At 66.8% G+C, this 14,104-nt stretch carries 13 protein-coding genes; 11 read left to right on the forward strand and 2 right to left on the reverse strand.

The annotated features are described in order from the left end of the window. Positions 1-56: 56 nt before the first annotated feature. Both UB43_RS29810 and cadR read left to right on the forward strand, forming a co-directional pair. The gene (locus UB43_RS29810) at positions 57-284 is read left to right on the forward strand and encodes a hypothetical protein (protein WP_177329776.1); all 228 of its coding nucleotides are present in this window, start codon (positions 57-59) and stop codon (positions 282-284) included. 54 nt (positions 285-338) lie between these two features. Further along, a complete protein-coding gene (gene cadR, locus UB43_RS08390; RefSeq protein WP_024765664.1) occupies positions 339-806 on the forward strand; it encodes a Cd(II)/Pb(II)-responsive transcriptional regulator in 468 nt (155 codons plus the stop codon). Between the two features lie 282 nt (positions 807-1,088). On the opposite strand, the gene UB43_RS08395 is transcribed toward cadR, so the two are convergent. Beyond that, positions 1,089-1,424, reverse strand: a complete 336-nt coding sequence (locus UB43_RS08395) for a hypothetical protein (protein WP_045209966.1) — start codon at positions 1,422-1,424, stop codon at positions 1,089-1,091. Positions 1,425-1,632: 208 nt separating this feature from the next. Between UB43_RS08395 and ppc the strand changes: the two genes are divergently transcribed. From ppc to UB43_RS08430, 7 genes are all read left to right on the forward strand, one after another. Beyond that, the gene (gene ppc / locus UB43_RS08400) at positions 1,633-4,269 is read left to right on the forward strand and encodes a phosphoenolpyruvate carboxylase (RefSeq protein WP_045209967.1); all 2,637 of its coding nucleotides are present in this window, start codon (positions 1,633-1,635) and stop codon (positions 4,267-4,269) included. Positions 4,270-4,516: 247 nt separating this feature from the next. Further along, positions 4,517-5,164: an adenylate kinase gene (adk, locus tag UB43_RS08405; protein WP_045209968.1), complete on the forward strand. Its 648-nt coding sequence runs from the start codon at positions 4,517-4,519 to the stop codon at positions 5,162-5,164. 103 nt (positions 5,165-5,267) lie between these two features. Continuing rightward, positions 5,268-5,942: a tRNA (adenosine(37)-N6)-threonylcarbamoyltransferase complex dimerization subunit type 1 TsaB gene (gene tsaB, locus UB43_RS08410; protein WP_045209969.1), complete on the forward strand. Its 675-nt coding sequence runs from the start codon at positions 5,268-5,270 to the stop codon at positions 5,940-5,942. 67 nt (positions 5,943-6,009) lie between these two features. Then, the gene (locus tag UB43_RS08415; protein ID WP_045209970.1) at positions 6,010-6,357 is read left to right on the forward strand and encodes a hypothetical protein; all 348 of its coding nucleotides are present in this window, start codon (positions 6,010-6,012) and stop codon (positions 6,355-6,357) included. Positions 6,358-6,360: 3 nt separating this feature from the next. Continuing rightward, complete coding sequence (locus UB43_RS08420; RefSeq protein ID WP_156160371.1) at positions 6,361-7,218, forward strand: DUF72 domain-containing protein; 858 nt, start codon at positions 6,361-6,363, stop codon at positions 7,216-7,218. A gap of 73 nt (positions 7,219-7,291) precedes the next feature. Further along, on the forward strand, positions 7,292-8,119 hold the full coding sequence (locus UB43_RS08425) for an oxaloacetate decarboxylase (RefSeq protein WP_045209971.1): 828 nt from the start codon (positions 7,292-7,294) through the stop codon (positions 8,117-8,119). Between the two features lie 61 nt (positions 8,120-8,180). Beyond that, a complete protein-coding gene (locus UB43_RS08430) occupies positions 8,181-8,963 on the forward strand; it encodes a class I SAM-dependent methyltransferase (protein WP_045209972.1) in 783 nt (260 codons plus the stop codon). Between the two features lie 155 nt (positions 8,964-9,118). On the opposite strand, the gene UB43_RS08435 is transcribed toward UB43_RS08430, so the two are convergent. Further along, positions 9,119-9,751 (reverse strand): TetR/AcrR family transcriptional regulator, encoded by a 633-nt coding sequence (locus UB43_RS08435; RefSeq protein WP_045209973.1) that lies wholly within the window; start codon positions 9,749-9,751, stop codon positions 9,119-9,121. A gap of 97 nt (positions 9,752-9,848) precedes the next feature. Here UB43_RS08435 and UB43_RS08440 point away from each other — a divergent pair, with 97 nt between their 5' ends. After that, positions 9,849-10,952: an efflux RND transporter periplasmic adaptor subunit gene (locus tag UB43_RS08440; RefSeq protein WP_045209974.1), complete on the forward strand. Its 1,104-nt coding sequence runs from the start codon at positions 9,849-9,851 to the stop codon at positions 10,950-10,952. 6 nt (positions 10,953-10,958) lie between these two features. After that, positions 10,959-14,027: an efflux RND transporter permease subunit gene (locus tag UB43_RS08445; RefSeq protein ID WP_045209975.1), complete on the forward strand. Its 3,069-nt coding sequence runs from the start codon at positions 10,959-10,961 to the stop codon at positions 14,025-14,027. The last annotated feature ends 77 nt before the right edge of the window (positions 14,028-14,104 follow it).

Here is a 14,104-nt window from a genome sequence, read left to right on the forward strand (position 1 = left end):
TCGCCGGCCGCGGCGCCTGCCACGGCGCTTGCCGCTTGTGCGGGGTCGATGGGCTCATGCTGATGATCGTGATCGTGATCGTGATCGTGATCGTGGGCATGGCCGTGATCATGCGGAGCAGGTCCGGCGGCCGGGGCGCGCAGCAGCGCGCCTTTGTCGCAGCCGCAGCAGCCGGCGGCTTCCTGTTCGCGGTGCTGATCCTGGATTGGAGCGGGGCCGTGGATGATCGGGCCCTGGCGATTGGCAGTCATGTCGTCCGTTCCTGTTTGACGAGTTGCCGCTGATTGCACACCCTGTAGCAACTACAGAGTCAAGCGTCCGTTGGCGAGGAGTCGCACATGAAGATCGGTGAACTGGCAAAACTGACCGGCTGCCCGGTGGAAACCATCCGCTACTACGAGCGCGAAGGCCTGCTGCCCGCGCCGTCGCGCAGCGAAGGCAACTACCGGCAGTACGACGCCAGCCATGTCGAGCGGCTGTCGTTCATTCGCCATTGCCGTTCGCTGGACATGACCCAGGAGGAAATCCGCATCCTCCTCGGCCTGCGCGACCGTCCCGAATCCGACTGCGGTACTGCCAACCGGCTGATCGACGAGCATCTGCACCACGTCGAGGTGCGCATCGCCGAACTGCAGTCCCTCAGCCAGCAATTGCGCGACCTGCGCGCGCAGTGCCAGGGCGAGGGCAGCAGCGTGGATTGCGGCATCCTGCGCGAGCTGGAGCAGCCGGCGGAGCCTTCGGTGATTCCCGATGCGTGCGCCGAGGCGGGGCATTTGCATGTGCCCGGCGTCCATGGGCGGCATTGACCGCACCCTGTAGGAGCGTCCCATGGGCGCGATCGCGGGCATGGCCCGCTCCTGCTTGAGGTCTGGTGCGAGGATCTGCCCTCTCCCTAACCCTCTCCCTGAAGGGAGAGGGGACTAGTTGGGTGCAGGTTGAAACCCCTGCGTCAGCCGGCACAAGCGGCTCCCTCTCCCTTCAGGGAGAGGGCGGGGGAGAGGGAAGCCCCGGGCACGGCTTTTCAGAAGAACACAGCCGCCCTGCAGTTGAAATGAAGTTCCCCGGCATCTGCCGGGGCATGCTGGGTTTCAGGAGTGCTCCGCCTCCGTCAGCTCATGCAGGTACTTGCGCGACAGTGCCAGGAAACGCGGCGTCGGGCCGGTGTCCTCATAGATCGGGTCGCCCTGTTCGTCGTGGGCCACCACCTTGTTGCCCTGCACGTAGGGGAAGCTCGCCTCCAGCTCCTCCAGCGCCGCATTGACCAGTTCCCCCAGCAGCTCCTCGACGCTGCGCTTGGGGTACATGTCGTGCAGCGCGGCCAGACGCGCGGCGGTCTCGATGTCCAGCGGAATGCTGTACTGGTGGTTGGTCATGCGCCCCCTGGCGTTCTTTTCCCAATGGCGTACCAGCTCGCGGATTTTCATGTTCACCTCTAGGGTCGTTACGTGGCGGTCGGCCCTCGTGAGGTCGCCGCAGGTTTTCCCGTCGATGGGGATAACTTTCAGCCTAGACGTTGTCCGAGCAGGATTGCGGGCGTTCGTCGCGCCCTTGCCAGCCAGCGCACCGGGCGGCACTGTGAAGCGCCAAGCGACGCCTTTTTCAATCAAGGACTCTCATACCAAGGAGACCGCGATGCCGGATATCGATGCGCGCCTGCGCGAGGACGTTCACCTGCTCGGCGAGTTGCTCGGGCAGACCATCCGCGCCCAGTACGGGCAGGGCTTCCTCGACAAGATCGAACTGATCCGCACCGGCGCCAAGGCCGCCCGGCGCGGCTCCGCCGAAGGCGCCAAGCAGCTCACCGCGACCCTCGATGGCCTGGGCGAGGACGAACTGCTGCCGGTGGCGCGCGCCTTCAACCAGTTCCTCAACCTGGCCAACATCGCCGAGCAGTACCACCGCATCCGCCGGCGCACGGCCAAGGAGCCGGAGCCCTTCGAGGGCCGCGTGCTGGCCGAACTGCTGGGGCGCCTGCGCAACGCCGGCCTGGGCGCCGAGGGGCTGGCGCGCCAGGTGGCGGACCTGGAAATCGAACTGGTGCTCACCGCGCACCCCACCGAGGTGGCGCGCCGCACGCTGATCCAGAAATACGACGCCATCGCTGCGCAACTGGCCGCCGGTGACCACACCGACCTGCTGCCCGAGGAGCGCCGCGCGGTGCAGGAAAAACTCCAGCGCCTGATCGCCGAGGCCTGGCACACCGACGAGATCCGCCGTACCCGCCCGACCCCGGTGGACGAGGCGAAATGGGGCTTCGCGGTGATCGAACATTCCCTCTGGCATGCCTTGCCGGACTTCCTCCGCCACGTTGATCGCACCCTGCAGGAAACCCTTGGCGAGCGCCTGCCGCTGAGCGCCGCGCCGATCCGCTTCGCTTCCTGGATGGGGGGCGACCGCGACGGCAACCCCAACGTCACCGCCGCCATCACCCGCGAGGTGCTGCTGCTGGCGCGCTGGATGGCGGCCGATCTCTATCTGCGCGATGTGGACAGCCTGGCCGCCGAACTCTCCATGCAGCAGGCCAGCGACGAGCTGCGCGCTGAAGTCGGCGACCTCGCCGAGCCTTACCGCGCGCTGCTCAAGCAACTGCGTGAACGCCTGCGCGCCACCCGCGCCTGGGCCGAACGCGCCATCCATACCAGCGAGGAGCCGGGCGCCGAGGTATTGCAGGACAACCGCGAACTGCTGGAGCCGCTGCAGCTCTGCTATCGCTCGCTGCAGGCCTGCGGCATGGGCGTGATCGCCGATGGCGACCTGCTCGACACCCTGCGTCGCGCCGCCACTTTCGGGCTGTTCCTGGCGCGGCTGGATGTGCGCCAGGACTCCACGCGCCACGCCAACGCCATGGCCGAGATCACCGAGTACCTGGGGCTGGGCGACTACTCCGAGTGGGACGAAAGCGTGCGCCAGGAATTCCTCCTGGAAGAACTCGGCAGTCGCCGCCCGCTGCTGCCGGCCAATTACCAGGCCTCGGCGGAGACCGCCGAAGTCCTCGCCACCTGCCGTGTGGTGGCGCAGGCGCCGGCTGCCTCGCTGGGCTCCTACGTCATCTCCATGGCCGGGCAGCCGTCCGACGTGCTCGCGGTCCAGTTGCTGCTCAAGGAATGCGGGCTGGAGCGGCCGATGCGCGTCGTGCCGCTGTTCGAGACCCTGGATGACCTGGACAACGCCGGCCCCTGCATCGACCGCCTGCTCAGCCTCGACAGCTACCGCACCCGCCTGACCGGGGCGCAGGAAGTGATGATCGGCTACTCCGACTCGGCCAAGGACGCCGGCACCCTGGCTGCCGCCTGGGCGCAGTACCGCGCGCAGGAGGCGCTGGTGGACATCTGCCGCAAGCATGGCGTCGAGCTGCTGCTGTTCCATGGCCGCGGCGGCACCGTGGGCCGCGGCGGTGGCCCGGCCCACGCAGCAATCCTCTCGCAGCCGCCGGGCTCGGTGGCCGGGCGTTTCCGCACCACCGAGCAGGGCGAGATGATCCGCTTCAAGTTCGGCCTGCCGGATATCGCCGAGCAGAACCTCAACCTCTATCTCGCCGCCGTGCTGGAGGCCACCCTGCAGCCGCCGCCGGTGCCCGAACCGGCCTGGCGCGAGGAGATGGACCGCCTGGCTGCCGATGGCGTGCTCGCCTACCGCGCGGTGGTGCGGGAGAACCCGCAGTTCGTCGACTACTTCCGCGAGGCCACGCCCGAGCAGGAGCTGGGCCGCCTGCCGCTGGGAAGCCGCCCGGCCAAGCGCCGCGAGGGCGGGGTGGAAAGCCTGCGGGCGATCCCCTGGATTTTCGCCTGGACCCAGACGCGCCTGATGCTGCCGGCCTGGCTGGGCTGGGAAGATGCCCTGTTCAAGGCCATCGAGCGCGGCGAAGGCGCACTGCTGGGGCGCATGCGCAAGGAGTGGCCGTTCTTCACCACCCGCATCGACATGCTGGAGATGGTGCTGGCCAAGGCCGACCGGGAAATCGCCCAACTCTACGACGAGCGCCTGGTGCAATCGGAACTGCGACCATTAGGTGCGCATTTACGCGACCTATTGTCGCAGTCGGTGCGCGTGGTGCTGGGTCTGACCGGGCAGTCCCAACTGCTCGCCCACGCCGCCGAGACGCGCGAATCCATTGGTGTGCGCAATACCTACCTGGACCCGCTGCACCTGCTCCAGGCCGAGCTGCTGGCCCGCTCGCGACGCTGTACCGGCGATGCCTGCGGCGGTCTGGAGCAGGCCATGCTGGTGACGGTCGCAGGGATCGCCGCGGGGCTGCGCAACACCGGTTGAGGGAGTATCACCCCCCACCAAAGGTGGATTGCCGAGCCGGCAAATGAGATTAATTTGAAGGCTGTTCCGGGCGCCATGAAACGCCCGGGACCGGCTCGCGCAGTCCCCATGGCCGGCTTGTCTGGCAGGGGACCGCTGTGTATCGTGAGCAACCTTTCGGCGCATGTCTGCGCCATTCCAGCACGATGAGATTGGCCCCAAGAGGCGGATCCGTGATTTCGCTTAACAAGTATTAAGGAGCATATCGATGCGTGTGATTCTGCTCGGGGCGCCCGGTGCCGGCAAAGGTACCCAGGCTCGCTTCATCACTGAGAAGTTTGGCATTCCGCAGATTTCCACCGGCGACATGCTGCGTGCAGCGGTCAAGGCTGGCACCGAGCTCGGCCTGCAGGCCAAGAGCGTAATGGACGCCGGCGGCCTGGTATCCGATGACCTGATCATCAACCTGGTCAAGGAACGTATCGCCCAGCCCGACTGCGCCAAGGGCTTCCTGTTCGACGGCTTCCCGCGCACCATTCCCCAGGCCGAGGCCATGAAGGAAGCGGGCGTCTCCATCGACCACGTGGTCGAGATCGCCGTGGACGACGAGGAAATCGTCGGCCGTATCGCCGGTCGTCGCGTTCACCCGGCCTCGGGCCGTGTCTACCACGTCGAGCACAACCCGCCGAAAGTGGCTGGCAAGGACGACGAGACCGGCGAAGAGCTGATCCAGCGCGAAGACGACAAGGAAGCCACCGTGCGTCACCGCCTGTCGGTCTACCACTCGCAGACCAAGCCGCTGGTCGACTTCTACCAGAAGCTGGCCGACGCCCAGGGCACTCCGAAGTACACCCGCGTCGAGGGTGTCGGTTCGGTCGAGCAGATCACCGCCAAGGTGCTCGGCGCTCTGAACTGATCCATCGCCGTATCAGCCAAAGGCCCGCACACGCGGGCCTTTGGCGTTTATAATGCCCGCCCGTTTTTTATCGCCCTGTTCTCAACGTCCTATGGAAAACACCATGCCCACGCTGCTGGCCCTGGATACCTCAACCGAAGCCTGTTCCGTCGCCCTGCTGCATGACGGCCGCCGGTTCGTACGCCACGAGGTGATCCCGCGCCTGCACGCCCAGCGGCTGCTGCCCATGGTGCAGGACATCCTCGGTGAGGCTGGCATCGCACTGTCCGCCGTCGATGCCATCGCCTTCGGTCGCGGCCCCGGCGCCTTCACCGGCGTGCGGATCGCCATTGGCGTCGTCCAGGGCCTGGCGTTCGCCCTGCAGAAGCCGGTGCTGCCGATCTCCGATCTGGCCGTGCTGGCCCAGCGCGCCTACCGCGAGCATGGCGCCAGCCAGGTGGCTGCGGCCATCGATGCGCGCATGGACGAGGTGTACTGGGGTTGCTATCGCCTGGAGCAGGGCGAGATGCGTCTGGCTGGCGCCGAGGCAGTGCTGCCGCCGGAGCGTGTCGAGCTGCCGCGTGACGCTCAGGGCGAGTGGTTCGGTTCCGGCACCGGCTGGGGCTTCGAAGAACGCCTGGCGGTGAAGGTTGCCGCCTGCGATGCCAGCCTGCTGCCGCACTCCGAAGACCTGCTGACCCTGGCTGAATTCGCCTGGGTCCGGGGTGATGCGGTTGACGCAGAGCAGGCCCAGCCGGTCTACCTGCGCGACAACGTGGCGACACCCAAGAAAGCCTGACCTGTGCCAATTGACCGCAGTCGCGCGCGGTCGCTAGAGTGATGGGCATTCCCACCGAGTTTTCGCCATGCGTATCGACGGTTTCACCTCCACACCCCAGACAACGGAGCGCAGTTCCCGCACGGGCACTGCTGTCACTCCGTATCGGGAAGTGCAGCGTGACGTCGAGACTCGCCGCGAGCAGCCCGCGCCGACCTCGGCCAGCCAGGGGCTCGACACGCAGTCGCAGACCCGCCGCGTGGAGTCCTCCAACGCCAGCAGCTACAACCTGCCGGCGACCCTGCGTGACAACCTCGACTACCAGCGCCCGCTGACCTCCCGCGCGGCCCAGGCGCTCGCCAGCTACACCAGCACTGCCAGCATGGTCAGCCAGTACGAAGGCCAGGAAGTCGTCGGTCTCGACCTCTACGCCTGATCGATGATTTTGCCGTACTACCTCGGTTGTCCTTCCTGGAACGAGGCTGCCTGGCGCGGCACTTTCTATCCTGCCGACCTGCGCCCCGCCGAAACGCTGTCCTTCTACTCGCAGGTGTTCAATGCCGTGGAAGGCAACACCACCTTCTACGCCCGCCCCAACGCCGACACACTCGCGCGCTGGGCGCAGACCATGCCGGAGACGTTCCGGTTCTGCGCCAAGCTGCCGCGCGACATCAGCCACGAGGGCGACCTGCGCGGCCAGTTGGAAAACACCCGGGACTTTCTCGACCTGCTGGCGCCGCTGGGCAAGCGCGCGGCGCCCCTGTGGCTGCAAGTCTCGGCCAGTTTCGGCCCGGATCGCCTGGGCGAGCTGGCGGCCTGGCTGGATGAGTTCTCCGAGCGGCGCATCGCCGTGGAAGTGCGCCACCCGGCGTTCTTCGCCAAGGGCGACGAGGAGCGCGCACTGAATCGCCTGCTGCTGGACCGTGGCGTCGAGCGCATCTGCCTGGATTCGCGGGCGCTGTTCGCCGTGCAGTCCGACGACCCGGCCGTGCTCCATGCCCAGTCGAAGAAGCCCAGGGTGCCAGTGCGCCCGGCGGCCTTCAGCGACAGCCCGCAGGTGCGCTTCATCGGCGGGCCGGACCTGGACGCCAACCTCGTCCACCTCACGCCCTGGATCGGCAAGGTCGCCGAGTGGATCGAGCAGGGCCTGACGCCCTATGTCTTCCTCCATACCCCGGACAACCACCGCGCCGCCGAACAGGCGCAGTGTTTCCATGCCTTGCTGCGCGAGCGCCTGCCAGGGCTGCCGCCGCTGTTTGAGCCCAAGCCGGAAGTGGAGCAACTCGGCCTGCTCTGACACCCCAACTGTGCATGGCGGCGAGCGGGCGAGGGGGCTAACCTGCTGCTTCCCGTTCGGCAAGGAGACAGCCATGACCCCTCAACAACAACGCGGCGAAGCCTTTCGCGCGCTGCACCAGCGCGACGGCCTGTTCGTCCTGGCCAACCCCTGGGATGCCGGCTCGGCGAAGATGCTCGCCCACCTGGGTTTCGAAGCCCTTGCGACCACCAGCGCGGGATTGGCCTTCGCCCTCGGTCGGCGCGATGCCGAAGGTGCGGTGAGCCGCGACGAGGCATTGGCCAATGCGCGCGAGATCGTCGAGGCAACGCCGCTACCGGTCGCCGCCGACCTGGAGAATGGCTACGGCGATACGCCCGACGATTGCGCCGAGACTATCCGCCTGGCCGCCGTCTGCGGGCTGGTCGGTGGCTCCATCGAAGACGCCACCGGCCGCCCGGACACACCCATCTACCCGCTGGAGCTGGCGGTCGAGCGCATCACCGCCGCTGTGCAGGCGGCCCGAGCCCTGCCTTTCACGTTCACCCTGGCGGCACGGGCGGAGAATTTCCTGCATGGCCGTGCCGACCTGGACGACACCATCCGCCGCCTGGTGGCCTTCGCCGAAGCGGGCGCCGACGTGCTCTACGCGCCGGGCCTGAAAACCCGCGAGGAAATTGCCGCTGTCGTCAGCGCCGTGGCGCCGCGCCCGGTCAATGTGCTGGTGGGTTCGCCGGCGCTGCAGCTTGGGCTGGAGGAGCTGGCCGAGCTGGGCGTGAAGCGCGTCAGCGTCGGCTCCTGCCTGGCGCGCGCAGCTTATGGGGCCTTCTTCAGTGCTTCGCAAGCGTTGGCCACCGGCGACCTGAACCCCCTGCACGGCGCCATGCCATTCGACCGGATCAACCAGCTGTTCCGCGGCTGAGGTCGAGCCCGTCGGCCATGTGCTGCGGTAGAATTGCGGTTTTTTCCAGGATCCCCCCGTCATGACCGAAGTCCTTGCTCCGCCGCGCATCGTCGTCCAGGCGCTGGCCCCTGCCTGGCAGGCTGCCGCCGAGCAATGGGCGCAGCGGCTCGGGCTGCCGATGGGCGAGGGCGATGCGGATTTCGCCCTGCAACTGGGCGACGAAGGTTTGCAGCTGCTGCAGCTGGGGCCGGACTCGCCCGGCCCGGTGCGGGTGGACTTTCTCGAAGGCGCTGCTGCGCACCGCCGGCAGTTCGGCGGCGGCGCCGGGCAGATGATCGCCAAGGCCGTCGGCATCCAGCAGGGCGTGCGTCCCCATGTGCTGGACGCCACCGCCGGGCTGGGCAAAGACGCCTTCGTACTGGCGACCCTGGGTTGCGAGATGGACCTCACCGAGCGCCAGCCGATCATCGCCGCGCTGCTTGAGGACGGGCTGGCGCGTGCGGCAGGGGATTTCGAGGTGGGCGCCATCGTAGCGCGCATGCGCCTGCTGCAGGGTAACGCCATCGAGCGCATGGCCGCGTGGGAAGGGGAGGCGCCGCAGGTGATCTACCTCGATCCGATGTTCCCGCACCGCGACAAGAGTGCGCTGGTGAAGAAGGAAATGCGCCTGTTCCGCCCGCTGGTGGGCGACGACCTGGACGCCCCGGCGCTGCTGCAAGCGGCGCTGAAGCTGGCCAGCCACCGCGTGGTGGTCAAGCGCCCGCGCAAGGCGCCGATCATCGAGGGCGGCAAGCCCAGCTACAGCCTGGAAGGCAAGTCCAGCCGCTATGACATCTATCCGCTCAAAAGCCTGAAGGGCTGAGCCTGCGCGCCTGTCGGCGCGCTTCGCGGGCATGGCCCGCTCCTACAACCGAAGCACCCTGTCCAGCCTGCCGGCGCGGTTCGCTCCCACAACCCACGCACCGTGATCAACCTGTAGGAGCGGGCCATGCCCGCGACCTGCCGGCTACGCCGATATCAGGGCCGGAACGCCTTGAGGAACAGCGCCACCACTTCTCGCGCGTGCGCCTCGGACTCCTCTTCGGTCGGCGGCTCCACGCAGCCGATCATCAGGCGGAAGTGCACGCAACCCTGCACCAGCATCAGGAAATGCTCGGCAGCCCGGCGCGGGCTGTCCATCGCCAGCTTGCCCTGCTGGCGCGCCTGTTCCAGCAGACGCTCCATCTGGTCCAGCACGCGCTGCGGGCCGGCGTCGAAGAACAGCTGGGACAAGTGGGGATTCTGTCCGCCCTGGGCAATCATCAGCCGGCTCAGCGCAATGGCTTCCGGGCTGTTGATCAACTGGTTGAAGCCGCGCGCCAGGTTCAGCAGCAGGCTTTCCAGCGGCGCATCGGCTGCTGGTTCGGCAAACAGCTCGGGGAGGTTTTCCGCGCACTTGGCCTGCACCGCCTCGACGAACAGCGTCTCCTTGTCCGTGAAGTGGCTGTACACGGTGAGCTTGGACACCCCGGCCTCGGCGGCGATGGCCTCCATGCTGCTGCCGTCGTAGCCATGGCGGACGAACAGCTCCTTGGCGGCTTCGAGAATGGCCTTGCGCTTGGCCGGGTCCTTGGGACGACCCGGTCCGTTCGATGAGTTCGTGGGTGACATGTCTTTACATTTCTAATACTGGACTGATGGGTTCTGTATTTTTACTATACCGGCGAGTATAAGAATTCCAACCGCGTTTTGCGAAAGGTCACACATCATGTTCCGCCATGCTCTGTCTGTCGCGCTGCCTGCTGCCTTCCTCCTTTCCCTTTCCGCCTGCGGTAATGGCGAACCGCCGAAGCCTGCGGTGCGTCCTGCCATCGTGGTGCAGCCCCTGCCGGCGCGGGATATCACCGAGGCCTATCCCGGTGAAGTGCACGCGCGCCATGAGCCGGAACTGGCTTTCCGCATCGGCGGGAAAGTCAGCAAGCGCCTGGTGGAAACCGGCGAACGGGTGAAGAAGGACCAGCCGCTGGCGGAGCTCGATCCCGAAGACGTTCGCCTGCAGCTGGAAGCCACGCGCGCCCAGGTGGCCGCCGCCGAGGCCAACCTGCAGACGGTGCGCTCCGAATACGCCCGCTACAAGACCCTGCTGGAGCGCCAGCTGGTCAGCCAGTCGCAGTTCGACAACATCGAGAACACCTACCGCGCCGGCGAGGCACGGGTGAAGCAGATTCGCGCCGAGTACGACGTGGCCAGCAACCAGGCCGGCTACGCAGTGCTGCGCTCGCCCCAGGATGGCGTGATCGCCACCCGTCGCGTGGAAGTCGGGCAAGTGGTCGCCGCCGGGCAGACCGTCTTCACTCTGGCCGCCGACGGCGACCGCGAAGTGCTGATCAGCTTCCCCGAACACGCCTTCGAACGCTTCCGCGTCGGTGAAGCGGTGAGTGTCGAGCTCTGGTCGCAGCGTGACAAACGTTTCAGCGGCAAGATTCGCGAGCTGTCGCCGGCGGCCGATCCGCAGTCGCGCACCTTCGCCGCGCGCGTGGCCTTCGACGACGCCAAGGTGCCGGCCGAGCTGGGCCAGAGCGCCCGCGTCTACATCCATGCCGAGGGTGCCGTGCCGCTGGCGGTGCCGCTTGCTGCATTGACTTCGGAGGCTGGCCAGCCCTTCGTCTGGGTGGTCGATCCGAAGACCTCCACCCTGCACCGTCGCCTGGTGCGCGTTGGCCCCTACGCCGAAGACCGCGTGCCGGTGCTCGAAGGCCTGAAGGATGGCGACTGGGTGGTGGCAGCGGGTGTGCAGGTGCTGCGTGAAGGGCAGGAGGTACGGCCTGTCGACCGGGAAAACCGGTCGGTCAAGCTGGTGGCGAAGGAGTAACGCCCGATGCAATTCAACCTTTCCGCCTGGGCGCTGCAGAACCGCTCCATCGTCCTGTACCTCATGCTCCTGCTGGGTATCGTCGGTACGCTGTCCTACTCGAAGCTTGGGCAGAGCGAGGACCCGCCGTTCACCTTCAAGGCCATGGTGGTGAAGACCAACTGGCCGGGCGCGACCGCCGAGGAAGTCTCGCGCCAGGTCACCGAGCGCATCGAGAAGAAGCTGATGGAGACCGGCGATTTCGATCGCATCATCTCCTTCTCCCGTCCCGGTGAGTCCCAGGTGACCTTCGTTGCCCGCGAGGACTTCCATTCCCGCGACATTCCCGAGCTCTGGTACCAGATCCGCAAGAAGGTCAACGACATCCGCTACACCCTGCCGCAGGGCATCCAGGGGCCATTCTTCAACGACGAGTTCGGCACCACCTTCGGCAACATCTATGCGCTGTCGGGCAAGGGCTTCGACTACGCGGTGCTCAAGGACTATGCCGACCGCCTGCAACTGCAACTGCAGCGGATCAAGGACGTCGGCAAGGTCGAGCTGGTCGGCCTGCAGGACGAGAAGATCTGGATCGACCTGTCCAACACCAAGCTCGCCACCCTCGGCCTGCCGCTGGCGGCTGTGCAGAAGGCGCTGGAAGAGCAGAACGCGGTGACCGCCACCGGCTTCTTCGAGACGGCGACCGACCGCGTGCAGCTGCGCGTGTCCGGACGTTTCGATTCGGTGGAGGACATTCGTTCCTTCCCGATCCGTATCGGCGACCGCACCTTCCGCATCGGCGATGTGGCCGAGGTGCACCGTGGCTTCAACGACCCGCCCGCGCCGCGCATGCGCTTCATGGGCGAGGACGCCATCGGCATCGCCGTGGCCATGAAGGACGGCGGCGACATCCTGGTGCTGGGCAAGAAGCTCGACGCCGAGTTCGAACGCCTGCAGCAGACGCTGCCGGCGGGCATGGAGCTGCGCAAGGTGTCCGACCAGCCGGCAGCCGTGCGCGAAGGCGTGGGCGAGTTCGTCCGCGTGCTGGCCGAGGCGCTGATCATCGTGCTGCTGGTGAGCTTCTTCTCCCTCGGCCTGCGCACCGGGCTGGTGGTGGCGCTGTCGATCCCGCTGGTGCTGGCGATGACCTTTGCCTGCATGTACTACTTCGGCATCGGCCTGCACAAGATTTCCCTCGGCGCGCTGGTGCTGGCGCTGGGGCTGCTGGTGGACGACGCGATCATCGCCGTGGAGATGATGGCGGTGAAGATGGAGCAGGGCTATGACCGGCTCAAGGCGGCGAGTTACGCCTGGACCAGCACGGCCTTCCCGATGCTCACCGGCACGCTGGTGACGGCCGCCGGCTTCCTGCCGATTGCCACCGCGCAGTCCGGCACCGGCGAATACACCCGCTCGCTGTTCCAGGTGGTGACCATCGCCTTGCTGGTGTCGTGGATCGCTGCCGTGGTCTTCGTGCCCTACCTGGGCGAGAAGCTGCTGCCCGATCTCGCCAAGCGCCACGCGGAAAAACACGGCGGCAGCGACAAGGGCCACGACCCGTATTCGACACCTTTCTACCAGCGCTTCCGCCGCGTGGTGGAATGGTGCGTGCGCTACCGCAAGACGGTGATCCTGCTGACCGTGGCGGCCTTCATCGGCTCGATCATGCTGTTCCGCCTGGTGCCGCAGCAGTTCTTCCCGCCGTCGGCGCGCCTGGAACTGCTGGTGGACCTGAAGCTGGCCGAGGGCGATTCGCTCACCGCCACCACCGAACAGGTCAATCGCCTGGAGAAGATGCTCGCCGAGCACCCGGGCATCGACAACTACGTGGCCTACGTCGGCACCGGCTCGCCGCGCTTCTACCTGCCGCTGGACCAGCAATTGCCGGCGGCGAGCTTCGCGCAGTTCGTGGTCCTGGCCAAGAGTCTCGAATCGCGCGAAGAAATTCGTCAGTGGCTGATCAAGCACATGAACGAGGACTTCCCGACCCTGCGTACGCGCATCAGCCGCCTGGAGAATGGCCCGCCGGTGGGGTACCCGGTGCAGTTCCGCGTCTCCGGCGAGCACATCCCGGAAGTCCGCGAGCTGGCGCGCAAGGTCGCCGACAAGATGCGCGAGAACCCCCACGTGGTGAACGTGCACCTGGACTGGGAGGAGCCGAGCAAGGCGATCTTCCTCGACATCGACCAGGAGCGCGCCCGCGCCCTGGGCGTGAGCACCTCGGACATCTCGCAGTTCCTGCAGAGCTCGCTGACCGGCTCCACCGTCAGCTACTACCGCGAGGACAACGAGCTGATCGAGATCCTCCTGCGCGGTGACGAGCGCGGCCGGCATGACCTGTCGCAGTTGCCCAGCCTGTCGATGCAGACCAGCAGCGGCCGCAGCGTGGCGCTGTCGCAGGTGGCGACGCTGGAGTACGGCTTCGAGGAAGGCATCATCTGGCGGCGAAACCGCCTGCCTACCGTGACCATCCGCGCCGACATCTACGATGACTCGCTGCCGGCGACCCTGGTGAAGCAGATCTCACCGACGCTGGACCCGATCCGTGCCGAGTTGCCTGACGGCTACCTGCTGGACGTCGGCGGCACCGTGGAGGATTCGGCCAAGGGGCAGAACTCGGTGAATGCCGGCGTGCCGCTGTTCATCGTGGTGGTGCTCAGCCTGCTGATGATCCAGCTGCGCAGCTTCTCGCGGATGATCATGGTGTTCCTCACCGCACCGCTGGGGCTGATCGGCGTGACGCTGTTCCTGCTGATCTTCCAGAAGCCCTTCGGCTTCGTGGCCATGCTCGGTACCATCGCGTTGGCGGGGATGATCATGCGCAACTCGGTGATCCTGGTGGACCAGATCGAGCAGGATCGAGCCCACGGCCTGGACACCTGGCACGCCATCATCGAGGCCACGGTGCGACGCTTCCGCCCCATCGTGCTGACCGCCCTGGCGGCGGTGCTGGCGATGATCCCGCTGTCGCGCAGCGTGTTCTTCGGACCGATGGCGGTGGCGATCATGGGCGGCCTGATCGTTGCCACGGCGCTGACGCTGCTGTTCCTGCCGGCGCTCTATGCGGCGTGGTTCAGGGTGAAGAACGAGGTCTAGTTCGCGCAGGTGAATACGCTGCGGAGATGAAAAAGCCCGGCAGATGCCGGGCTTTTTCATGGGCATTTCATCGAGCC

It is taken from the genome of Pseudomonas sp. 21 (assembly GCF_000955805.1).
In the GTDB taxonomy this organism is placed as follows: Bacteria; Pseudomonadota; Gammaproteobacteria; order Pseudomonadales; family Pseudomonadaceae; genus Pseudomonas.